The 21,131-nt window shown below is 64.4% G+C and carries 23 protein-coding genes and 1 tRNA gene; 5 read left to right on the top strand and 19 right to left on the bottom strand.

The genetic code is table 11. The features are described 5' to 3' along the window. Positions 1-5: 5 nt before the first annotated feature. On the bottom strand, positions 6-632 hold the full coding sequence (locus FQU96_RS21420; protein ID WP_146543350.1) for a LysE family translocator: 627 nt from the start codon (positions 630-632) through the stop codon (positions 6-8). A 38-nt stretch (positions 633-670) separates the two neighbouring features. Beyond that, positions 671-1,552 (bottom strand): tripartite tricarboxylate transporter substrate binding protein, encoded by an 882-nt coding sequence (locus FQU96_RS21415; protein WP_178130624.1) that lies wholly within the window; start codon positions 1,550-1,552, stop codon positions 671-673. A 396-nt stretch (positions 1,553-1,948) separates the two neighbouring features. On the opposite strand from FQU96_RS21415, the gene FQU96_RS21410 reads away from it, so the two are divergent. Then, entirely contained in the window at positions 1,949-3,166 is a 1,218-nt protein-coding gene (locus FQU96_RS21410) for an MFS transporter (RefSeq protein ID WP_146543348.1), read from the top strand. A 12-nt stretch (positions 3,167-3,178) separates the two neighbouring features. On the opposite strand, the gene FQU96_RS21405 is transcribed toward FQU96_RS21410, so the two are convergent. Continuing rightward, positions 3,179-3,955, bottom strand: a complete 777-nt coding sequence (locus tag FQU96_RS21405; RefSeq protein ID WP_146543347.1) for a class II aldolase/adducin family protein — start codon at positions 3,953-3,955, stop codon at positions 3,179-3,181. Positions 3,956-4,003: 48 nt separating this feature from the next. Further along, complete coding sequence (locus FQU96_RS21400) at positions 4,004-5,266, bottom strand: alanine--glyoxylate aminotransferase family protein (protein WP_178130623.1); 1,263 nt, start codon at positions 5,264-5,266, stop codon at positions 4,004-4,006. Between the two features lie 130 nt (positions 5,267-5,396). Between FQU96_RS21400 and FQU96_RS21395 the strand changes: the two genes are divergently transcribed. Continuing rightward, positions 5,397-6,710, top strand: coding sequence for an O-acetylhomoserine aminocarboxypropyltransferase (locus FQU96_RS21395; RefSeq protein WP_146543346.1), 1,314 nt, complete (start codon positions 5,397-5,399; stop codon positions 6,708-6,710). A 137-nt stretch (positions 6,711-6,847) separates the two neighbouring features. Then, entirely contained in the window at positions 6,848-7,447 is a 600-nt protein-coding gene (locus FQU96_RS21390) for a glutathione S-transferase family protein (protein WP_146543345.1), read from the top strand. 9 nt (positions 7,448-7,456) lie between these two features. On the opposite strand, the gene FQU96_RS21385 is transcribed toward FQU96_RS21390, so the two are convergent. Both FQU96_RS21385 and cutA read right to left on the bottom strand, forming a co-directional pair. Then, positions 7,457-8,773 carry an MFS transporter gene (locus tag FQU96_RS21385; RefSeq protein WP_146543344.1) on the bottom strand — a complete coding sequence of 439 codons (1,317 nt, stop codon included), beginning with the start codon at positions 8,771-8,773 and terminating at the stop codon, positions 7,457-7,459. Between the two features lie 117 nt (positions 8,774-8,890). Then, on the bottom strand, positions 8,891-9,223 hold the full coding sequence (cutA, locus tag FQU96_RS21380; RefSeq protein WP_146543343.1) for a divalent-cation tolerance protein CutA: 333 nt from the start codon (positions 9,221-9,223) through the stop codon (positions 8,891-8,893). Positions 9,224-9,255: 32 nt separating this feature from the next. Between cutA and FQU96_RS42735 the strand changes: the two genes are divergently transcribed. Then, a complete protein-coding gene (locus tag FQU96_RS42735; protein ID WP_255468429.1) occupies positions 9,256-9,702 on the top strand; it encodes a hypothetical protein in 447 nt (148 codons plus the stop codon). A gap of 110 nt (positions 9,703-9,812) precedes the next feature. Here FQU96_RS42735 and FQU96_RS21370 read toward each other — a convergent pair. The 8 genes from FQU96_RS21370 to FQU96_RS21335 all read right to left on the bottom strand — a co-directional run bounded on the left by FQU96_RS21370 (position 9,813) and on the right by FQU96_RS21335 (position 14,691). Then, a tRNA-Pro gene (locus FQU96_RS21370) sits at positions 9,813-9,889 on the bottom strand. Between the two features lie 138 nt (positions 9,890-10,027). After that, positions 10,028-10,528: a MerR family transcriptional regulator gene (locus FQU96_RS21365; RefSeq protein ID WP_255468428.1), complete on the bottom strand. Its 501-nt coding sequence runs from the start codon at positions 10,526-10,528 to the stop codon at positions 10,028-10,030. Continuing rightward, positions 10,528-10,851 carry an integration host factor subunit alpha gene (locus FQU96_RS21360; RefSeq protein ID WP_146543342.1) on the bottom strand — a complete coding sequence of 108 codons (324 nt, stop codon included), beginning with the start codon at positions 10,849-10,851 and terminating at the stop codon, positions 10,528-10,530. The genes FQU96_RS21365 and FQU96_RS21360 overlap by 1 nt, the downstream gene beginning before the upstream one ends. 369 nt (positions 10,852-11,220) lie before the next feature. After that, positions 11,221-12,192 (bottom strand): beta-ketoacyl-ACP synthase III, encoded by a 972-nt coding sequence (locus tag FQU96_RS21355; RefSeq protein ID WP_146543341.1) that lies wholly within the window; start codon positions 12,190-12,192, stop codon positions 11,221-11,223. Then, positions 12,189-13,262 (bottom strand): phosphate acyltransferase PlsX, encoded by a 1,074-nt coding sequence (gene plsX / locus FQU96_RS21350; RefSeq protein WP_146543340.1) that lies wholly within the window; start codon positions 13,260-13,262, stop codon positions 12,189-12,191. Before plsX ends, FQU96_RS21355 begins: the two co-directional genes overlap by 4 nt. A gap of 43 nt (positions 13,263-13,305) precedes the next feature. Continuing rightward, positions 13,306-13,491: a 50S ribosomal protein L32 gene (gene rpmF, locus FQU96_RS21345; protein WP_146543339.1), complete on the bottom strand. Its 186-nt coding sequence runs from the start codon at positions 13,489-13,491 to the stop codon at positions 13,306-13,308. 111 nt (positions 13,492-13,602) lie between these two features. Then, positions 13,603-14,154 carry a DUF177 domain-containing protein gene (locus tag FQU96_RS21340; protein ID WP_146543338.1) on the bottom strand — a complete coding sequence of 184 codons (552 nt, stop codon included), beginning with the start codon at positions 14,152-14,154 and terminating at the stop codon, positions 13,603-13,605. A gap of 9 nt (positions 14,155-14,163) precedes the next feature. Then, positions 14,164-14,691: a ubiquinol-cytochrome C chaperone family protein gene (locus tag FQU96_RS21335; protein ID WP_146543337.1), complete on the bottom strand. Its 528-nt coding sequence runs from the start codon at positions 14,689-14,691 to the stop codon at positions 14,164-14,166. Between the two features lie 115 nt (positions 14,692-14,806). Here FQU96_RS21335 and FQU96_RS21330 point away from each other — a divergent pair, with 115 nt between their 5' ends. Then, positions 14,807-15,271, top strand: coding sequence for an outer membrane protein assembly factor BamE (locus tag FQU96_RS21330; protein ID WP_178130622.1), 465 nt, complete (start codon positions 14,807-14,809; stop codon positions 15,269-15,271). Between the two features lie 74 nt (positions 15,272-15,345). Here the strand turns inward: FQU96_RS21330 and FQU96_RS21325 are convergent, their stop codons facing one another. The 5 genes from FQU96_RS21325 to FQU96_RS21305 form a co-directional block, all read right to left on the bottom strand. After that, entirely contained in the window at positions 15,346-16,044 is a 699-nt protein-coding gene (locus FQU96_RS21325; RefSeq protein WP_146543335.1) for a hypothetical protein, read from the bottom strand. A 147-nt stretch (positions 16,045-16,191) separates the two neighbouring features. Next, on the bottom strand, positions 16,192-18,312 hold the full coding sequence (locus tag FQU96_RS21320) for a sodium-translocating pyrophosphatase (RefSeq protein WP_146543334.1): 2,121 nt from the start codon (positions 18,310-18,312) through the stop codon (positions 16,192-16,194). A 248-nt stretch (positions 18,313-18,560) separates the two neighbouring features. Continuing rightward, the gene (locus tag FQU96_RS21315) at positions 18,561-19,775 is read right to left on the bottom strand and encodes an MFS transporter (RefSeq protein WP_146543333.1); all 1,215 of its coding nucleotides are present in this window, start codon (positions 19,773-19,775) and stop codon (positions 18,561-18,563) included. 99 nt (positions 19,776-19,874) lie between these two features. Next, entirely contained in the window at positions 19,875-20,690 is an 816-nt protein-coding gene (locus FQU96_RS21310) for a family 1 encapsulin nanocompartment shell protein (RefSeq protein WP_146543332.1), read from the bottom strand. Further along, a complete protein-coding gene (locus FQU96_RS21305) occupies positions 20,687-21,070 on the bottom strand; it encodes an encapsulin-associated ferritin-like protein (RefSeq protein WP_146543331.1) in 384 nt (127 codons plus the stop codon). The genes FQU96_RS21310 and FQU96_RS21305 overlap by 4 nt, the downstream gene beginning before the upstream one ends. Positions 21,071-21,131 lie beyond the last annotated feature (61 nt).

Raw genomic sequence — 21,131 nt, 5'->3', positions numbered from 1 at the left:
CGGGTTCAGGTCGGCCGCCGCGCGAAGGCGAGCGAAAGGCCCAAGCCGCAAATCACCAGCCCTGAACCTTTACGGATGCGTCGGATCAGGCTCGGCCGCTCCATCAATGCCGTGCGCGCCGACGTCGCCATCAACGTCACCACGACATCGGCAGCCGTGTTCAGGCAGACCGAAATCAGGCCCAGCACGACGAACTGCAGCGCGACGGCACCCGCCGGATCCACGAACTGCGGGATGAAGGCGAGAAAGAATGCAGCGGTCTTCGGATTGAGCGCCTCGACCACGACACCTTCGCGCAGGGCCCGCCGCGCGCCGGTGACGGTCGCCGCCAGTGGCAACGCCACGCGCGCCTCGCGGATGGTCTTGAATCCGAGCCAGACCAGATAAACAGCGCCGGCGATCTTCAGGGCCGTGAAGGCCTCGGCGCTGGCCATGATCAGCGCTGATACACCGGCGGCACCGGCAGCGACGTGTACCAGCCCGCCAAGGCCGGTGCCGAGGCTGGACGCCAGGCCTTCATCGCGTCCGCCGGCCAATGTGCGTGCTGCAACGTAGAAAATCGCCGGTCCCGGCGTGATGGCGATGATGAGCGCCGCGCCCAGGAACAGAAGCCAGCTGCCAAGATCGAGCACGTCACGCTCCTCCAGATCGAAAGCCTTGCATAGCCACCCTATTCCACCTTGATCCCGGCGTCGCGCACGACGCGCGTCCACTTGTCGATGTCCTGAGCAATGAAGCGCACGAAATCGTCGCGCGGACTCTCCAGGGGATCAGCTCCATGTGTTGCGAAGTGGCGGCGCACGTCAGGATCACGGGTCGCTTCGGTGACGGCGGCGTGCAGTCTCGCAACGACGCCCGGCGGCGTGCCGACCGGTGCGAAGATGCCGTACCAGATGCTGGCATCGTAGCCAGGCAGGGCCACCTCGTTGAGGGTCGGGATTTCGGGCGCGATGCCCGAGCGGGTCGTGCTGGTGACCGCCAGGGCCCGCAACTTCCCGGCGCGGACCTGCGGCAGCGCCGTCGGCAGGCCGCCGAAGTAGAAATCGACCTGCCCGGCAACGAGGTCGGCGAACGCCGGCCCTGCCCCGCGGTACGGCACGTGCACGAAATCCAGCTTCGCCATGGCACGGAACAACTCCAACGCCAGATGCGGTGAACTGCCCGAGCCGGCCGACGCGCCGTTGAGCTTGCCGGGGCGTGCCTTCGCCAACGCAATCAGTTCCGCCGGCGACGACGCCGGCAGATCGGGTTTCACGACCAGCAGCATCGGGCCACTGCCGACGATCGACACCGGCGCGAAATCGGTACGCGCGTCGTAGGGAAGCTGGCGGCCCAGCCCCGGACTGATCGAAATCGCCCCGCTCGACGCGAAGAGCAGCGTGTAGCCGTCGGGGTTTGCCTTGGCGACCAGGCCGGCGGCGATCTCGCTGTTGGAGCCGGGTCTGTTCTCCACGATCACGGCCTGCTTCAACAACGCCGCGAGTTTGGGTGCAACGATGCGCGCCAGCAGGTCGTTGGGTCCGCCCGGCGGATAGCCTACAACCAGGCGCACGGGACGATCCGGATATCCGGCGGCGTCCTGGCTCGACGCCACAGCGGGCCATAACAACAGGGATGCCGTGATTGCTTGTGCCGCGCGGCGTCGCGTGTAGGAGCAAGGCATTCCCCTCTCCATCATGTCAGGCGGGCTTGACCGCCAAGTCTTGCGTCTGTGCGACGGACGCTGCCAGGACAGGACCTTGGTCAGCAAGGCAATACTGCCCACAACCGATGACAGCTGCGCGGCACCACGCGGAACGGATGGCGTGTCGGCCGCCGCACTGCCATGGTATTCGCCGGATGACGTGGTCACGCTTGGCGGACGACGCGTTCCGCACTGCCTATCGTCATATCCTTACTACGGCCATGGCCGAAGTAACCGTCCCTGGTGCCTTCGTATGATCCGGACATGAACGAGTTGTCGTGGCGTTACGCCGGCTGGCGTGTGGTGGTGGCTTGCTTTTTCGCGGCCATATGTGCCTGGGGTTTCGGCTTTTACGGTCATGGCGTTTTCCTGGCTGAACTCAAGAAACAGCACGGCTGGTCGTCCGGGCTGATCTCCTCGGCGACGACCGTCTACTACCTGGTCAGCGCCGTGCTGGTTGCCTTCGTCGGCGACGCCGTGGCCCGCCTGGGTCCCAAGCGCTTCATGCTGCTCGGCCTGGTATTGCTGGGTGCGTCATCCGCGGTCATCCCTTTCATTGTCGCCCCCTGGCAGCTTTACGCTGCTTACCTGGTCATGGCGTTCGGATGGGCCGCGACCAGCGTGGCTGCCATCGTCACCATCCTGGGCCTGTGGTTCCAGACGCGACGCGGCATGGCGATCAGCCTGGCTCTGAACGGTGCCAGCGCCGGCAGTATCGTCGTGACCCCCGCCATGGTCGCGCTGACGGCGGTCCTCGGCTTCACCTGGGCGGTGCCGCTGACCGTCCTCGGCATGGCAGTCATTCTGATACCGATGGTCCTGATGTGGGTCGACTGGCCGCCGCGCAGTACACTGCCGACACCACCCGCGAATGCATCAACCGGTTCCGCCGTTTCGTCGGCAACCACCTGGACCCGGGCGCGCGCCATCCGCAGCCTGGCCTTCTGGAGTGTTTCCCTTCCCTTCGCGCTGGGCATCTCCGCTCAAGTGGGCTTCATCGTTCACCAGCTTGCGCTTCTGGAGCCATTGATCGGCACGGTGGAGGCAAGCGTTGCCGTGGCCATCACGGGCGCGTTCGCCATTGGCGCGCGCCTTCTCCTGAGCCTGTTCATCGACCGGCTCGACCAACGGAAAGTGACGGCGCTGCTGCTGCTCAACCAAGCCGTCGCCGTGTTCGCCATCACGCGAACCAGCGATCCGCTGATACTCTACGGCGCCTGCGCCGCCTTCGGCATCACGGTGGGCAATCTCATCACCCTGCCGGCCCTGATCATCCAGCGCGAATTCCCGGCAGCGTCCTTTGCCACGATCGCCAACCTGTCCACGGCTGTAGGCGGCTTCACCTATGCTTTCGCGCCCGGCCTGCTGGGCATCCTGCGCGATACCACCGGCGGCTACACCGTGCCGCTCTATGTCTGCATTGCCACCGAGCTGCTGGCCGCGGCGATCATCCTGCCGCGGCCGCGGCCTGTTCAAGAATAGCGAACGGACTGTTCAGTCCCGGAAGGACGGATCGGTGGCATCGAGCTTGCACAGCAAGGCCGGCCATTCCAGCAGGCCCAGGCGCCGGCGCACACCCGGCTTGAACAGGTGATTCGTCTCTTCGACGATCTCCCGCTGCGGCATTGAGAGTTCCGTGTTGCACGACAGCGTCATGACCTGGAGCTGGCAGGCGCGTTCAAGCCGGAAGATGTTGTTGAACGCCTCGGGAATGCTGGCACCGGTCGCCAGCAGACCGTGGTTGCGCAGGATCATGACCTCGCGGTTGCCGAGGTTGTTCACCAGCCGCTCCTGCTCATCCATGCGGATCGCCGGCCCTTCATAGTCGTGGTAGGCGACATCGATGAAGCGCATCGCGGTCTGCGCCAGCGGCAGCAGGCCCGCCTTCATGGCCGACACCGCCATGCCGGCCAGCGTGTGCGTGTGGATCACGCAGTCGATGTCATGACGTGCCTTGTGAACGGCACTGTGGATCACGAAACCGGCATGGTTGATCTCCATGTCGGTCGGATTGAACAGGGTGTTGCCCTCGAGATCGACCTTGATGAAACACGAGGCATGCATCTGCTCATAGAGCAGACCATAGGGGTTGAGCAGGAAGGCGTTGTCCTCACCCGGCACACGCGTCGAGATGTGGTTGGCGATCATCTCGTCCATGCCGTAGAGATGCACCAGGCGATAGCAGGCCGCGAGGTCGACACGCTTCTGCCACTCCTCCGGGCTGACCTGGTCGCGCACCGACCGCGCATTCCTGAGTGCCGTGACTGCCATGGTACCCTCCTCCGATCTGTCGCCGTGTCATGTCCGGCCTCGAACCTCTCAGTTCGCGGCCAGAGCCTGGATCGCCGCTTCGACTCCACCCGCTTGGTGCGGCACGCCGCAGGTCTTGAACGTCAACTCCACCGTCGCCAGCGCGCCCAGGAGCATCGGTTCGTTCAGATCACCCATATGCCCGATCCGGAACACACGGCCACCGAGCGTACCCAAACCACCGCCGAGCGACAGGTTGAACCGGTTGAGCGCGGTGCGGCGAACCGCATCGGCATCGTGACCTTCCGGCAGCATCACCGCTGTCACCGAATTCGATAGGCGTGCGTCGTCGGCGCAGAACAGCTCGATCGCCTTCACGCCCTTCGAGATGCCTTTGGCGTCCGCCTTGACATTGCTTCTGGCGTTGCCGCCCCAGTGCACCACCGCGGCCCGCGTTGCGGCGGCCAAGCGGTGATGACGCGCAAACACCGCATCGAGCCCTTCTTCATCCAGAAGTTTCAGCGCCTCTTCGAGCCCGAAGAACAGGTGTACAGGCGTCGTTCCCAGGAAGCGCTGCGGATCGCGCCCGCCCATCTCACGCCAGTCCCAGTAGTGGCGGCGTGTCTTGCCCTCCGCCGAGGCGGCCACGGCTTTCGCGCTGACGCCGGTGAACGACATCCCGGTGGGCAGCATCAGCCCCTTCTGGCTGCCGCCCACGGCAATGTCGACGCCCCACGCATCCATGCGGAAGTCCATGCAGCCGAGCGAGGAGATCGTGTCAACGAAGAGCAAGGCCGGGTGCCTCGCTTCATCGATCGCGCGACGCACCTCCGGCACCGACAGCGTCAGGCCCGTCGCCGTCTCGTTGTGCACCACCAGCACGGCCTTGATCGCGTGCGCTGCATCAGCCGTCAGCTTCTCGATAACGGCATCCAGGCCCACGCCATGACGCCATTCGGCCGGCACGGTCTCGACCTGCAGTCCGAGATGGTTCGCCATCTGGGTCCAGCTGTCGGAAAAGTAACCGGACTCCAGCATCAGGACACGATCGCCGGGCGACAGCACGTTGCTGAGCGCGGCTTCCCAGGCGCCATGGCCGCTGGCGGCATACATGAACAGCTGTTGCTGTGTCTTCAGCACCCGCTTCACGCCGGCGTGACAGGCGCGGTGAATGGCCAGGAACTCCTCGCTGAGGAAATCGAGCACCGCGCGGTCCATCGCGCGCAACACGCGGTCGGGAATATTCGTCGGCCCCGGATTCTGGAAGAACTGACGACCTCTCGGCTTGGCGTTCACGCGAAAGACTCCCTGCGCGTTCTTGTCGTCCTGCACCTTATTCCGCCAGTCGAATGCCTGTCACGTCTGGCCGCGGCATACCGGACATGAGGATGCCGCGTCCGGATGTTCACACAAGACACTCAAAGCGGCTATACAGCGCCAGGAACAGCGGAGGTAAACACACATGACCGGCCCATCGAATTACGGTTTCGAAACGCTATCGATCCACGCCGGCGCGGCGCCGGACCCCACGACCGGCTCGCGTGCGTTGCCGATCCATCAGACGACGGCCTACGTTTTCGAAGACGCCGACCATGCCGCCGCGCTGTTCAACCTTCAGACCGTCGGCTTCATCTATTCGCGCCTGACCAACCCCACCACGGCGGCGCTGGAGGCACGGCTTGCAGCACTCGAGGGCGGCCGTGGCGCCGTTGTCGCGTCGTCGGGCCACGCCGCCCAGGTCCTCGGGCTCTTTCCGTTGATGGCGCCCGGGGACGAGATCGTCGCCAGCACCAAGCTCTACGGCGGCTCGATCCAGCAGATGAAGAACACCTATCCCAAGTTCGGCTGGAAGGCGGTGTTCGTCGATCCGGATGACCCGGAGAACTTCCGCAAGGCCGTGACGGCAAAGACCAAGGCATTCTTTATCGAGAGCCTGGCCAATCCCGGCGGGGTCGTCTGCGACATCGAGGCGATCGCGAAGATTGCCGACCAGGTCGGCGTGCCGCTCCTGGTCGACAACACGCTGGCCTCGCCCTACCTCTGCCGTCCCATCGAGTGGGGCGCCACCTTGGTGGTGCACTCCACCACCAAGTTCCTGTGCGGCACCGGCACGACCATGGGCGGCGCCATCGTCGACTCGGGCAAGTTCGACTGGTCGCGCGGCGGCAAGTTTCCATCGCTGGCCGGCCCGGAGCCGGCATACCATGGGCTGAACTTCTACGAGACCTTCGGCGACATGGCCTACACGTTCCACAGCCATGCCGTGGGCTTGCGCGATCTCGGCCCCTCGCAGGCGCCCATCAATGCCTGGATCACCATGCTCGGCATCGAGACCCTGGCGCTGCGCATGGAACGACACTCGGCCAATGCGCAGACGGTCGCCGAGTATCTCGAAGCCCACCCGGCGGTGGCGTGGGTCAACTATGCCGGCCTGAAGTCCAACAAGTATCACGCGCTGGCCCGGAAATACCTGCCCAAGGGCGCCGGGTCGGTGTTCACGTTCGGGCTGAAGAGCGGCTACGAGGCAGGCGTGCGGCTGGTCGACTCGGTCGAGCTGTTCTCGCACCTGGCCAATATCGGTGATGCCAAGAGCCTGATCATCCACCCCGCCTCCACGACGCATCGCCAGCTCACCGAAGAGCAGCGCGTGGCCGCCGGCGCCGGCCCCGATGTCGTGCGTCTGTCGATCGGCATCGAGAGTGTCGCCGACATCATCGCCGACCTCGAACAGGGATTGGCGAAGGCCACTTCAGGCGTCGCCAAAGCGGCGCAATAGCCATTGCGCCGCGGTCCCCTCGCCGTGCGAAAGCCCGCCATCATCGGCGGGCTTTTTTGTTTGCACTGCCGGCGCCTCACGCTCTTGAATGGAGATCTGCCGGCGCGCCGGCACGGCAGCGAACAACCGAGGAAACGATGGCCCAGGTGAAGATCTACGGATCCGTGCAGTCGCGCGCCGCGCGCGCGTTGTGGTGCGCGCGCGAATGCGGCATCGAGTTCGAGCATCTGGGCACGGACTCCAAAGCGCTGAAGGCCGATCCCGAGTTCGCGAGGATCAACCCGAACGGCAAAGTGCCGGCGATGGTGGACGGCGACGTCACGCTGTTCGAGTCGATGGCGATCAATCTCTATCTGGCGCACAAGTACGGCAAGTCCCTGTGGCCGACGACGATCGGTGATGAAGCCCGCACCTATCAGTGGAGCTTCTGGGGCATGACCGAGGTCGAGAAGCCGCTCCTGACCATCGTCATCGACACGTTCATGACGCCCGCTGACAAGAAGAACCCGAAGGCCGTCGAGGACGCCAAGACGGCGCTGCAGTCGCCCCTGAGCGTTCTCAATCAGGCGCTGAAGGGCAAGTCCTACTTGCTGGGCGACACCTTCACGATTGCCGACCTCAATCTGGCTGCCATCATGGCTTGGGCAAAGCTGGTCAAGCTCGACATGACCGGCAACAGCGACGTCGCCAACTGGCTCGACCGCTGCCTGTCGCGACCGGCGTTCCGCGGGAAGTAGGCGTCCGGTTTATTCAGCCGGTACAGGACGTGGCACTGCCGGCGAGGCCGCCGGCTTGCTGTCGCCTGACGGCAGCATCAGCGCCACGAGCCACACCAGTACGCCGGTTGCCGCCAGGCCCAGGAACAGCAGTTCCAGGCTTCCGGTGAGCGCCTTGAGGTGCGCGATCAGCCAGATCGCCACCGGACCGGCACCGAACGCGACGATGAACTTCGCGCCGAAGCCCAGACCGTGATACTTAGTCGGCGTATAGCGCCCGATCAGCAGGTTCTCAGCCGGGCCAGAGGCCGAGCTGATGATGGCCGATGCCATCGCTGCCACCAGGACGCCGTATCCCGGCAGCAACCCCAGGCCCACCATGGCCAGGATCTGCAGGAACGCGCAGATCGTATAGACGGTCTTCAGTGAATAGCGGTCGGACAGGCCGCCCAGGAAATACTGGGTAACGCCCGAGGCGAGGTAGACGGCCGAGCCGAACAGACCGACCCAGAAAGCCATCTTCTTGGCTTCTGCCGCGAGCTGCCCGTTGGTCACGGTCTGCAGCCAGTCGATCTCGGTGGCCATGCGCTGTTCGAACAACCCGGGTGCACCATATTGGATCGCCTGCCAGATGACACCGCCGGCGAACATCGTGACCGTCAGGATGATGAACACCCGCACCAGATCGCCACGGCTGGGCGCCTTGCCGGTCATCGCCGGCATCGGCCGATCACTCACCCTGCCGGTCTTCCAATGATAGAGCAGCCCCAGGCCGATGATCAGGCAGACGACGCCGGGTACGAGAAAAGCCGCCCGCCACGAAAAGAAGTTGATCAGCAGTCCCGTCACGGCGCCGCACGCAGCCAGGCCGGCGCTACCGAAAACGCCGTTGATCCCCATTGCGTGGCCCGGACGCGAGGAGTTGCGCATCACCCAGGCGATACCGACGGCATGGTAGATCGCCGCGAATACCCCCAGTGCCGCCATCGCCAGCTCAAGCAGCAGGAAATCCCGGTCGGGCACAAACGCACAGGCGATCGACGATACGCCCATGCCCATGAACATCACCACGATCATGCCGGGCGCGCTCCAGCGATCGCTGAGCCAGCCGGACGGCAATGCCACCAGGCCGAGCAGGAACGCCGCCAGCTGCCACAGCGGCAGCAGGACAACCTGGTGATCGAGCGGCTTGCCCGGCTCGCCCCAGGACGCTGCCATGCCCACGGCGATGTAGGGAAAGAAGGCCGCCATGTAGTGCATCAGGGCATGGCCCATCGAGGAGTAGCCGAGAATCAGCCCCTCGTTGGCGATGCGTGCGGACGGCGCGGGTGGCGACAGAGTGGACATCGGGGGTTACTCGATCAGCGGGCACTCGCATGCCCGGCAATTTTATTTGCCCGCATCTTGGGCATATGTCGCAGGGCAAACAATCACCGGCGATGCATCGCCGTATTGCGTATCGCCTCAGACCATCTCGCTGGGCCCGGTTTCGCTGGCAACCCAGTCGAGAAACGGCTCGTGCCCCACGGTGACCGGCATCGCCACGATGCACGGCAGCTCATAGGAGTGCAGTTCGACGATCCGTTGCTTGAGCTCGTCGAACAGATCCTCGCGGGTTTTCAGGATCAGGATCGCCTCACGCCCCTTCTGCACACTGCCCTGCCAGCGGAAAATCGATCGCATGCCATCGATGACATTGGCACAGGCAGCCAGGCGTTCATCAACCACGGCCTCGCCGATGCGCTCGGCCTCCGCGGCATCACTCGCCGTGGCGTAAACGAACAACACCTGGGACATGCGCTCCTCCGCTCGCCACTACATGCGGTGATTTGGGCACCAACCACCGCCAATCAGGATTTTTGTTTTATTTTCATATGGTTGTCGAGTATTCTTTCAGCGGGGATGCGTTCTGCATGGGGTCAATCATGGGTGCTGCACGTAAGCTGGCGCGGCCAGCATCGAAGTTAATAAATCAATCGAATATCGACCATCAAGATACTGTTTTTATTAATGATAGAGAGATTTCTTATCTCAGACGCGGCTTGAACCAGCCTGGCGGCAAGCTGCCGCTGTTCGACCTCGACGGCCAGGAGTTCGAGGCATCGATCGTTCGCCACTGCATTGAGCGCGGCTGGGCCGAACCGTGGTTCAGCAATCCACTGAAGCCCGACTGGCTTGTCTGCAAGCTCACGGCATCGGGGCGCGCCGCGGTCGAACAGGCACTCGATCTGAAGATGTCACCGGGCATCAGCCACCGCATGACCCTGGTCGACTGACGCTGCCGGCCCTCTCTGAGGGCCGTGAACAGTGACATTAGTGAACGCACAGAAGGCACAGGTAGGCCTTCCGTGTTGATCAAGGAAACTGGTTGAGCCCTTGAGATGATTGGTCGGGGCGGCCGGATTTGAACCGACGACCCCCAGTCCCCCAGACTGATGCGCTACCAGACTGCGCTACGCCCCGACCGGGTGCAGACGCCACTTCCGTGGCGTCAAAGCGGGCGGACCATAGCCCTTCCCGTCTGCGGATTGCAATGCTTCGTATGCGAAAGACGACACGGTGCCGTCACGCACGACGACACCATGTGTTTCTTGACGTGCCTTACGTGTGCAGCGTCTTGCGCAGCAGTTCGAGCGCGTTCTGCAGATCTTCCAGAACGGTCTCGATCTCCTGGCGTTTGCCGGGATCGACGCGGGCCGTACGCGGCAGCAGACGCTCCGTCGACGGCTGCGGGCCCGTCCGCGGCAGCTCAGCCCGGGGCGCGTCGACCTCGACGAGGCGTGGCTCGGGCAGCGCGGCAAGGCCGTCACGCTGGCTGAGGCGCCCCCGGCTTTCCTTCAACAGGCGCTGCACGCCCTTGATGGTGTAGCCGTCGTCGTACAGCAGCGAGCGGATTCGACGCAGCAGGTCGATATCCTCTGGCCGATAGTAACGGCGCCCGCCACCGCGTTTAAGCGGACGGACCTGGCTGAACTTGCTTTCCCAGAACCGCAGAACGTGCTGCGGCACGTCGAGTTCGGTCGCAACTTCACTGATTGTGCGGAACGCATGGGCCGATTTCTCGAGCCGACGTTCCGGCATGGATGCGCTGGCAGTGACCATTATTCACCTTCCACATCAACCGTCGTTGGCGCCGTGTTATTTATTCTCGATTTCAACACATTCGACGCACGGAAGACGAGGACACGCCGGGGCAGGATTGGAACTTCCTGACCTGTTTTTGGATTACGGCCGATCCGTTGGCCCTTGTCGCGAACGGTGAAGCTGCCAAAACTGGAAATCTTCACGGTCTCGCCACGCGCCAACGATGCAGCGATCTCGGCGAGAATGACCTCGACAAGGTCTGCTGATTCGTTTCGAGATAAACCGACCTCTTGGAACACCGCTTCGCTGAGATCAGCGCGGGTGATCGTCCGTTGATCCATCCAGCATTCCCCTTCCCCACTTAAACCTTAATCTGAAACTGGAAATGCGTCAATAACAAGGAGATGGCTACCCCCCTTGCATCATAGTGTCGACGAGAACAAAGCAGGCTCTCATGACATCTGGAAGTCAGGTCGCGGATCCGTGCCGGCGTTCCCTCAATCACCGGTGGAGACCGCGCTTCCTCCACGAGGTTCATTAAATATCAAAGAAACCCCTCTAAACAACCTGATTTTAGGCCGTTACCGGGGATATCTAACGTTAAAACTTATCTTCAAGTTTATCTTGAATTGAGATTATCTGCAGCTGCATTAATTAATAACACGCATATAATATCACATGACGTTCTAAAACATCGATAACCTATTGATCTACCAACGAATAACGTTGGCACCCCAGGTCAACCCGCCACCCATGGCCTCCAGCAGGACCACGTGGCCACGCTGAATACGACCATCGCTGATGGCCACATCCAGTGCCAGGGGGATCGATGCCGCCGATGTGTTGGCGTGGCGATCGACAGTGACCACGACTTTGTCACCGGACAGGCCGAGCTTCCGGCCGGTGCCGTCGATGATGCGCTTGTTCGCCTGGTGCGGCACCAGCCAATCGACATCCTGAGGTGCCAGACCCGCCAATTGCAGGGACTCCCCCACCACGGCCGCCAGGTTGGTCACGGCGTGCTTGAACACCTCGCGCCCCTGCATACGCAGGTAGCCCGTGGTCCGGGTCGACGAGGGTCCGCCATCGACATAGAGAAGGTCGTGATGGCGCCCGTCGGAATGCAGCGTCGAGGCCAGGATGCCCCGGTCTGCGGCCGTCCCCTGGCCCTCGCCCGCCTTCACCACTACCGCGCCCGCGCCATCGCCGAACAGCACGCAGGTGCCGCGATCGTTCCAGTCGAGGATCCGCGAGAAGGTTTCGGCACCGATGACCAGGGCCGTGCCGGCCATGCGGTTCTTGATCATGCTGTCGGCGACCGACAATGCATAGACGAACCCGGAACAGACCGCCTGCACGTCGAAGGCCGCCCCCCGGGTCATGCCCAGATTGGCCTGCACGGCGGTGGCGGTGGCGGGGAAGGTTTCATCCGGCGTTGATGTCGCCAGTACGATCAGGTCGAGATCCGAAGCCGCAACGCCGGCGCGCTCCAGTGCCTTGGCAGCTGCCTTCGTGGCCAGATGTGACGTGAACTCGCCCTCGGCAGCGACGTGCCGTGTGCGGATCCCGGTGCGCTGCACGATCCATTCATCGGACGTGTCGATTTTGCGCGCCAACTCCTCGTTGGTCATCACGCGCTCGGGCAGGTAGGTGCCGCAGCTTTCGACGATCGACCGGATCATGCTGCCCCCACCACGCCACCTGCCGCGGCGGCCGGCACCTCGCCGAGCGCTCGACGGAAGAGACTCAACTCTTCGACCACCTTGTCGCTGAAGTGGTATTTCGCGAGATCCACAGCGACACCGAGTGCATAGGCGAAACCAAGCTCGTCGGTGCCGCCATGGCTTTTGACGCAGACGCCGTTCAGGCCCAGGAACACGCCACCATTGTAGCGCCGCGGATCGACACGCTGGCCAAACTTCTTCCAGGCGCTGCTGGACAACACATAGCTGAGCTTGGCCAGGGTCGACGTCTTGAAGGTCTGGCGCACGAAGCCCGCGTAAAGCTTGGCGGTGCCTTCGATCGTCTTCAGCGCGACATTGCCAGTGAAGCCGTCGGTGACCACGACGTCAACGGTTCCGGCACCGATATCGTCGCCTTCGACGAAGCCGTGAAAGACGACCGGGCTGTCCTCGACGCGCAGCATGGCTGCCGCATCGCGCAGGGTCTCGTTGCCCTTGCCTTCCTCGGCACCGACGTTGAGTAGACCGACGGTCGGCGCATCGATGCCCAGCACACTCTTGGCAAAGACCGAGCCCATGACGGCGAACTCGATCAGGTTGTTCGCGTCGCATTGCAGGTTAGCGCCGAGATCGAGCATGGCTGTCTCGCCGCGCATGGTGGGCAGGAATGAGCACAGCGCCGGACGCCGAACGCCCGGCAGCATGCGCAGCCCGACCGTGGCCGTCGCCAGCAAGGCTCCAGTATTACCGGCCGACACGACACAGTCGGCCTTCCCCTCGGCCACCGCGTCGATGGCCATACCCATGCTGGAAGAGCGGCGCTTGCGCAGAGCCGCCGTCGGCTTGTCGTCATTGGTGACGACATCGGCGGCCGCAATGATTTCGCAGGCAGTCTTGAGCCAGCGGGTTTTGGCGACCATCGGCTCCAGACGGGCCTTGTCGCCGAACAGCAGGAACGTGGCGTCGGGATAGCGCTGTCGCGCGATATCGGCACCGCGGACGACCATATCCGGCGCCCGGTCACCACCCATCCCGTCAAGTGCGATGACGATTTTGCCGGAAGCACTCATCGTCGCGCGGCGTCGGGACCGCCCCTAGAGCGGCCCCAGCCTCTCATGCACTGGCCGCTTGCGTCACAACCTCGCGCTTGCGGTAGTGACCGCAGGCGCCGCAGACATGATGCGGACGCATCAGCTCGCCGCAGTTCGCGCACTCGACATAGGCCGAGGCCTTGGGCGCGTGGTGCGAGCGTCGCATGTCGCGTCGCGACTTGCTCACTTTCTTCTTGGGAACGGCCATAACACAATCTCCAATGCGGACGCCGCAGGTCCCAGCGTCTCGAAATCCGGGGCGGGTTGTCGCAAGGGCGCCTTCCTAGCCAAAAGCCGTCGGGGCGGCAAGGACTTTACCTCACGCTTGCCCCTTGCGGTCCCTTTTCAGGGCTGCCAGTGGCGCGAAGGGACTGTCACTGGCCGATCCCGTGGGCTGTGCCGGCAGAATATCGGTCAATTGGGCGCCGGGCTTGCGGGGAAACGGATCGATCGCCAAGGCCAACTGGTCTGCGACAATCTCGCCCAGGTCCAGGGAGTCGCCCTCCAGGGGCTCGGCGGCGTCGCTGTCGACGATCAATTCGCCGCTGTCGCGATCGATTTCCTCGGCATCGGTACTGAAGCGCAGAAGGAAGCCTTCATCGATGCGCTGCTCCACCGGCTCGAGCGTAATGCCGCACGCCTGCACCACCAGGGCACGCAGGCGCCCCTCGACCCGCCAGCGGCCGTTGGCTTCAGGACTGAGCGTGACGGTGGCAACCATCTCGGGCAGTGCCAACACGCCAAACCGCCGCACGAGCGCCTCGCGCTCGAGATCGCTCGCCGCGACGTCGAGCGACGCGCCGGCCGGCGGAACACGATCCAGCCGCAGCAGGCGGGAGAGTTCGATATCGGGGTTGCGGTCGACATACATGGGCGATCCTCACACCGATGGCCACGGCAGGACGCCGCCGTTCAGGCCATCCTGCTCCAGGGCCGCCAGCGCCGCCACGCTGTTACGTACATAGCCCGCCAGCCGGACGACGCTATCGTCACCGACCTCGGCCTTGCCGAAGACGTTGCGGCGCAAGGCACGATGCAGGACGGCGGGATCGGGGTCGGCGATCGCTGTCCGGAAAGACAGTGCGCGACCGTGCAGCCCCTCGGCCATCACCTTGATCCGCCGCCCGACGCCGAGATCCTGGGCTCCCATCTCGCGGACGGCGAAATCGAGGTGCGCGAACATGGCGTCGAACAAGGCCTGGGCCACGGCCTCGCCGTCGGCCTCCGGCCGGATCCGGTCGATCACCATCCAGGCGTGCAGGGCCAGCACGTCGAACCGGCCGTCGACGGTGTCGGGTATCTGCAGATCGGCAAAGAACACCGGCTGGCGCGACTGTGCCGCGATGGCCGTGTAGAGCCGTTCAGCAGTGTCACGGTGCGGTGACTGTCGGCGTAGCAGACCGAACATGGATGGTCGTGGTCCTGTCAGGATTTGACTTGCCCTGGAGCCATCGGCATTGTGCCGGCGCCCGGCGGGTCCTTTAGGCCTGCCAATGTCTCTAATCAAGCCGGGGGCAACCCGAATGCGCCGTACTCCCCTCTATCGCGTACTGTCACCTTCCGTCGCCATCCTGGCCGCCGGTGCCCTGGTCGTCGCAGCCTGCGATCCGATCACCGACGTGCGCGGGCACGTGCCGACGCCGGGCACGATGGAGAAGCTGGAGGTCGGCACGCAAAGCCGAGACGACGTGCTGCGCCTGCTCGGAAGCCCGTCCACCGTGGCCAGCTTCGACAACAACGTCTGGTACTACATCAGCCAGCGCCAGGAGGCGGTGGCGTTCTTCGAGCCGAAGATGGCCGAGCAGAAGGTGACGGCGATCTATTTCGGCGACAATGATCGCATCCGCGAGATCAAGGTCTTCGGCCCGGACGACGCCAAGGACCCGGGCATGGTCGGCCGCAAGACGCCGACAGCCGGCAAGGAACTCACGATCCTGGAGCAGATCTTCGGCAACGTCGGTCGCTTCGCAGCGCCCAAGGGCAAATGACAGTGAGATCTCAGGATCGATTGCTAATAGTCTGATCTGATTGTAATTTTTAAGACGATCGACGAACGAAGCACTCATTGCACTGCAGTGAGCTGGCGTTGGCGCTCGCTTGCTTCCTGGACACACCGTAGCGCCGCCGGCCCGTCCGTGATGTTCTCGAAGCGCGGCGGGTATTGCCTGCCGCCCCTCCGCACTTTGAACCCGGCCTGCTCCACGGCAGATCGAAAAGCCTGAGCCTGGTTGAATGTCGGCGTCAGCGGACGACCGTCGCGCAGGGAGTTCAGGACAGCCGCTCTCTCAAGCGAGCCGATGGCCTTGATGTCCTTCCACCAGAAGACAATCGTGTACAGTCCATCTTCCGACACCGACAGACCGGGTTCGGGCAGTAGATCGATACTGATCGACTGGGGGCTCCTCTGGTTGCCGGTATCGACGAACAAGATTCGCCGATCGGTGATACCGTAGGTGATGGAGCCGGCGGTTCCGAGGCCGCTGATCACAATCCGGATCTTGCGGATACTGCCGTACAGAACCAGGCCGAGCACCGCCGTGGCGAGGATCGCGGGCCAGGACAGCAACCGCCCTTCGGTGGTCGTAACGATGTAACTGACGGTAGCGACTGCGCCGCTAATCGCCGCGATCGCCGTGATCCACGACATCCCCGTGCGGTCGGGCAGCGTGTTGAGTCGTCGCCAACGATCGATCCGCTGCGGCTGTCCTGACCAGAGCAGCTTTTCGCCGGGCAATAGATGCTCGCTGAGCGCAGTATTCATGTCCGTCCGGCTGGGTCGGCCACCTTGAAGGTGACGCCAATTCGCAGCCGAAGCGTCCTCCATCTGAAGGATGCGATCCATGCGTCAACGAAAAAACCCCGGCGGTTCGCACCGCCGGGGTTTCATCTTGTCCGTGAAGTGTGGCGCTTACTGGTGGGCCAGGATGGCCAGCAGCAACAGCGCCACGATGTTGGTGATCTTGATCATCGGGTTCACGGCCGGGCCGGCGGTGTCCTTGTACGGATCGCCGACGGTGTCACCGGTGACCGCCGCCTTGTGGGCGTCGGAGCCCTTCACGTGCTTCACGCCGTCCTTGTCCACGAAGCCGTCCTCGAACGACTTCTTGGCGTTGTCCCAGGCGCCGCCGCCGGCCGTCATCGAGATGGCGACGAACAGGCCGGTGACGATCACGCCCAGCAGCATGGCGCCGAGTGCCGCGTAGGCATTCTCGGGGCCGGCGATCCAGCGCACGACGAAGAACAGCACGATCGGCGACAGCACCGGCAGCAGCGACGGGATGACCATCTCGCGGATCGCGGCCTTGGTGAGCATGTCGACCAGGCGGCCATACTCCGGCCGCACGCCCGGCTTGCCTTCGCGCAGGCCGGGGATCGACTTCAGCTGACGACGCACCTCCTCGACCACCGAACCGGCAGCGCGGCCGACGGCCGTCATGCCCATCGCCCCGAACAGGTACGGCAGCAGGCCGCCCAGCAGCAGGCCGACGACGACGAACGGGTTCTTCAGCGAGAACTCGACCGCCTTCACGCCCAGCTTGCCCTGCGCGATGAAGTACTCGAGGTCCGAGGTGTAGGCGGCGAACAGCACCAGCGCGCCCAGGCCGGCCGAGCCGATGGCGTAGCCCTTGGTGACCGCCTTGGTGGTGTTGCCCACGGCGTCGAGCGCGTCGGTGTTCTTGCGCACTTCCTTGGGCAGACCGGCCATCTCGGCGATGCCGCCGGCGTTGTCGGTGACCGGGCCATAGGCGTCGAGCGCCACCACCATGCCGGCCAGCGCCAGCATCGCGGTCGTGGCGATGGCGATGCCGAACAGGCCGGCTTGCAGGTAGCAGACCACGATGCCGACGCAGATGATGAGCGCCGGCAGCGCCGTGGCTTCCATCGACACGGCCAGACCCTGGATCACGTTGGTGCCATGGCCGGTCACCGAGGCCTGCGCCACCGACTTCACGGGACGATAGCCCGTACCGGTGTAGTACTCGGTGACCCAGACGATGAGGCCGGTCACGACCAAGCCCACGAGGGCACAGATGAACAGGCTCATGCCGGTGAAGGTCTGCGTCCCCACCGTCATTGCCGTCTTCATGCCCACGACGTAGTCGGTGATCGGGTAGAACACGATCGCCGACAGGATCGCGGAGGCGATGAAGCCCTTGTACATCGCCCACATGATGTTGTTGTCCGACCCCAGCTTCACGAAGTACGTGCCGATGATCGAAGTGATGATGCAGGCGCCGCCGATGGCCAGCGGATAGAGCATCAGGCCTTGGGCCAGCGCGTCCTTGAAGAAGATCGAGGCCAGAACCATGGTCGCCACGGTGGTGACGGCATAGGTCTCGAACAGATCGGCCGCCATGCCGGCGCAGTCGCCGACGTTGTCACCGACGTTGTCGGCAATCGTGGCCGGGTTGCGCGGATCGTCCTCGGGGAAGTCCTCTTCGACCTTGCCGACCAGGTCGGCACCGACGTCGGCACCCTTGGTGAAGATGCCGCCGCCCAGACGGGCGAAGATCGAGATCAGCGAGGCGCCGAAGCCCAGCGCCACCAGCGAGTCGACCATGGTACGGCTGTCGACCTTGGCGTTCAGCAGAACCATGTAATAGACGGCGACGCCCAACAGCGCGAGGCCGGCCACCAGCATGCCGGTGACGGCGCCGGCCTTGAACGACAGGTCCAGGCCCTCACCCAGGCTCTTCTGCGCCGCGACGGCCGTGCGCACGTTGGCGCGCACCGAGACGTTCATGCCGATGAAGCCGGCCGCACCCGACAGCACCGCGCCAATCAGAAAGCCGATGGCGGCCCACAGGCCGAGCAGCAGTCCCAGCACCACCAGGACTACAACGCCGACCATGGCGATGGTTATGTACTGGCGTTTCAGGTAGGCGCTGGCGCCCTCCTGAACGGCCAGAGCGATTTCCTGCATGCGTGGCGTGCCGGCATCCTTGGCCAGCACCGCGCGTCCCGTTACGAGGCCGTATATGAGGGCGACCACGCCGCAACCTATGACGGCCCAGAGTATCGTCGACATCAGTCTTTCCCGTTGTTTTTCAAGCTTTTAGTGATGGATGATCGCGGGGAATCCCAACGACCGCCGGGCACAATTTCCGGAGCCGCAAGGGCGGACCTCTCGGCACTCCCCCGGATGCAAGGCGGGCGGAACATGCCAGAACCCCTGCAACCATGCAACTGCGTCAAGTCTGAGAGAATCTCGATTTCCCCGGCATTTTCAATGGGCTGCACGCTGCATTCCACGCAGAGCTACCGCCCTGCGAACGATCAGATCGCGGCAGCGCCCGGCCGCAGGCGCAGCCAGAGCAAGGCCAGCAGGGCGATGCCGACCAGCGGCAGCGCGAGATAATTGAGCGCGTTCCAGCCCCATGCCTGCTGCAGGATGCCGGCCAGCAGACTGGAGGTCGCGGTGGTGCCGAACACCAGGAAATCGTTGAGCGCCTGCGCCTTGCCGCGCTCGGACGGGCGATAGGCCGTAGTCACCAGCGCGGTGGCGCCGACGAACAGGAAGTTCCAGCCGACCCCGACCAGCAGCAGGCCCAGGCGGAAGTTCCAGACGTCGATGCCGGCCAGGTCGACCACCGTGGCGGCGACCAGGGTGACGATGCCCAGCATCATGATGTTGAGTACGCCGAAGCGGTTGATCAGGTGCCCGGTGAAGAAGGCCGGCACGAACATTCCCATCACGTGCCAGAAGATGGTGATCGGCGCCTCCCGGCCGTCGATGCCGCAGGCGACGATGGCCAGCGGCGTGGCCGTCATCAGGAACGACATCACGCCGAACGACACCATCGCCGCGATCACGGCCACCAGGTAGACCGGCTGGGTGGCGATCTCGGCCATGCTGCGCTGCGGGCCACCGCCCTGCTCGACCTTCACGGCCGGGAACTCGATCAGGCGCAGCACGCCGAACGCCAGCACGTGCAGGACGATCAGGCCCATGTAGGTCGCCAGGAACTGCTGCGGCAGCAGCTCCGGCGTCAGGCGCGCGATCGCCGGGCCGATGATGCCCGCCACCACGCCGCTGGACGTCACGTAGGAAATCGCCTTGGCGCGATAGTGCGGCGGCGCCAGTTCCGTGGCCGCGAACCGGTAGAGCTGCATGTTGGCGACCGCAAAGCCCATCGCCAGGCCGCCGATGCACAGCAGCGGGAAGCTGCCCAGCCAGATCGCGAGGCTGCACAACGCACCGCCCAGCATGCCGCCCACCGCACCCAGGCCGAAGCCGACGGCACGGCCGGCGCGCTGGCCCATCATGGCGGCCGGAAACACCGACAGCATCACGCCCAGGTGCTGCAGGGTGACCGGCAGGGTGGTCCAATAGAAGTCGCGGCCCTCCAGCGTCTGCGCCGCCAGCGCCGTGGTCGAGATGATCAGCACGTTGCCGCTCTGCGCCAGGGCCTGGCACACGGCGAGCAGGAATACGTTGCGGATCACACTGGCGCCGGACCCGGCAGCAACCTGGGAGGGAGGCGAACTCATGGGGCGCGCGACAATAGTGGCCTGCCGCCCGGGCGCAAGCACGGCGGCAGGGAAGCCGCTATGCGGTCCCTGCCCTGCCCGGTTTTCGCCCTGCGGGGTCTAGCGCGCCGGCGGGCCGCCGTACAGGAACGGCACCGCCGCCTGGGGCGACAGCACGCGGAAGGTGAAGCTCTCCTCGAGATAGAGCTGCACCCGCTTGGCATCGTGATCCAGGTAGCCGATCGAGAAGTCCTGCCCGACCGTCAATTCGAAATCGCCGCCACGCGTCGACAGCACGGCACCGCCATCCATGCCCGGTGCCCAGATCAGCGGCCCGTCGACCAGGCGACGCACGTGCTCGAGCACCGGATAGCCGCCCTTGGTGCTTTCCGTCAGGTCCGTGTAGTAGCGCTCGCTGAGTGCGATGGCGTAAGGCCCGCTGACACCCTCGTTGCGCAATTTGTTGAGCGCCGTCGCCACAGCCACCGGATAGGCCTCGTAGTCGTCGCTGATGGGAATGCCGACGTCGGCCTGAAGTTCGCAGATGCCCTGGATGCCCGCCGCCGCGTAGCCGTGGAAGATCGCGCGGTCCTCGGCGATGGCGATCGTGCGCGCGGCATGGATCACCGGGTCGGTGTCGAAATCCTGGGCGCCGCGCTCGACCGCATCGAGTTCGGCCCGACTGAGTTCGAACGGCACCCGCAGTTCGATCAGCGGCTGGATCTGACGAACCCTGGCCTCGATGCCGCTGGCCGGCGCCGCGATGGCCTCGCTGCGGCCGGTGCAGACCGCCGACGCCTGCCAGCCTTGCGGACCGACGAAGTCGACCACCCGGCGCGCGCCCAGCGTGGTGGTGAGAGTCCGCTTGGCTTCCTTCTCGATCTCCTGCCACGCCGCCGAGGAGATGGGCGCAAGTTCGCGATAAAGATGATTCATCGCTTGTTCACTCCCCGCAAGCTGCCGATCCCCAGGCTGCCATCACTGCCGGCGGGCGCCGTCGTTGTGTCGCCCTCGCCATGCAGCGCAGCCTCCTTCGCACCGATTGGTCCCTCGCTGAACAGGAAGGTCCGCAGGTGCTCATCCAGCACCGGATCGCGCCGCCGCAGCCACTCCAGCACCATGGCGGCGTGTTCCTTCTCCTCGTCGCGGTTATGCGCCAGGATCGTGCGCAGTTCGTCGTCGGTCGCGGCCTGGACGCGCTGGTTGTACCAGTCGACCGCTTCGAGTTCCTCCATCAGAGATACGATCGCGCGATGCTGGTCAATCGCAAGAGGGCCGAGTTTTTCAGGATCTTCGTGCAGCGTTTCACTCGCCATAGGGTCCGCTCTCCACGCGAGGTTGAGAATCGCATAGTCTGCCGGCAATCAGTTTATTGCA

Source organism: Reyranella sp. CPCC 100927, assembly GCF_007859315.1.
In the GTDB taxonomy this organism is placed as follows: Bacteria; Pseudomonadota; Alphaproteobacteria; order Reyranellales; family Reyranellaceae; genus Vineibacter.
The sequence above is the reverse complement of the archived record's forward strand: the minus strand, read 5'-3'. Positions and strand labels throughout refer to the sequence as shown.

Coding starts and splice junctions, on each gene's coding strand:
- FQU96_RS21410 (WP_146543348.1), top strand. CDS start 1,949: ATGAACGAGTTGTCGTGGCGTTACGCCGGCTGGCGTGTGGTGGTGGCT.
- FQU96_RS21405 (WP_146543347.1), bottom strand. CDS start 3,955: ATGGCAGTCACGGCACTCAGGAATGCGCGGTCGGTGCGCGACCAGGTC.
- FQU96_RS21395 (WP_146543346.1), top strand. CDS start 5,397: ATGACCGGCCCATCGAATTACGGTTTCGAAACGCTATCGATCCACGCC.
- FQU96_RS21390 (WP_146543345.1), top strand. CDS start 6,848: ATGGCCCAGGTGAAGATCTACGGATCCGTGCAGTCGCGCGCCGCGCGC.
- FQU96_RS21385 (WP_146543344.1), bottom strand. CDS start 8,773: ATGTCCACTCTGTCGCCACCCGCGCCGTCCGCACGCATCGCCAACGAG.
- cutA (WP_146543343.1), bottom strand. CDS start 9,223: ATGTCCCAGGTGTTGTTCGTTTACGCCACGGCGAGTGATGCCGCGGAG.
- FQU96_RS21365 (WP_255468428.1), bottom strand. CDS start 10,528: ATGGTCACTGCCAGCGCATCCATGCCGGAACGTCGGCTCGAGAAATCG.
- FQU96_RS21360 (WP_146543342.1), bottom strand. CDS start 10,851: ATGGATCAACGGACGATCACCCGCGCTGATCTCAGCGAAGCGGTGTTC.
- FQU96_RS21355 (WP_146543341.1), bottom strand. CDS start 12,192: ATGATCCGGTCGATCGTCGAAAGCTGCGGCACCTACCTGCCCGAGCGC.
- plsX (WP_146543340.1), bottom strand. CDS start 13,262: ATGAGTGCTTCCGGCAAAATCGTCATCGCACTTGACGGGATGGGTGGT.
- rpmF (WP_146543339.1), bottom strand. CDS start 13,491: ATGGCCGTTCCCAAGAAGAAAGTGAGCAAGTCGCGACGCGACATGCGA.
- FQU96_RS21340 (WP_146543338.1), bottom strand. CDS start 14,154: ATGTATGTCGACCGCAACCCCGATATCGAACTCTCCCGCCTGCTGCGG.
- FQU96_RS21335 (WP_146543337.1), bottom strand. CDS start 14,691: ATGTTCGGTCTGCTACGCCGACAGTCACCGCACCGTGACACTGCTGAA.
- FQU96_RS21330 (WP_178130622.1), top strand. CDS start 14,807: ATGCGCCGTACTCCCCTCTATCGCGTACTGTCACCTTCCGTCGCCATC.
- FQU96_RS21325 (WP_146543335.1), bottom strand. CDS start 16,044: ATGAATACTGCGCTCAGCGAGCATCTATTGCCCGGCGAAAAGCTGCTC.
- FQU96_RS21320 (WP_146543334.1), bottom strand. CDS start 18,312: ATGTCGACGATACTCTGGGCCGTCATAGGTTGCGGCGTGGTCGCCCTC.
- FQU96_RS21315 (WP_146543333.1), bottom strand. CDS start 19,775: ATGAGTTCGCCTCCCTCCCAGGTTGCTGCCGGGTCCGGCGCCAGTGTG.
- FQU96_RS21310 (WP_146543332.1), bottom strand. CDS start 20,690: ATGAATCATCTTTATCGCGAACTTGCGCCCATCTCCTCGGCGGCGTGG.
- FQU96_RS21305 (WP_146543331.1), bottom strand. CDS start 21,070: ATGGCGAGTGAAACGCTGCACGAAGATCCTGAAAAACTCGGCCCTCTT.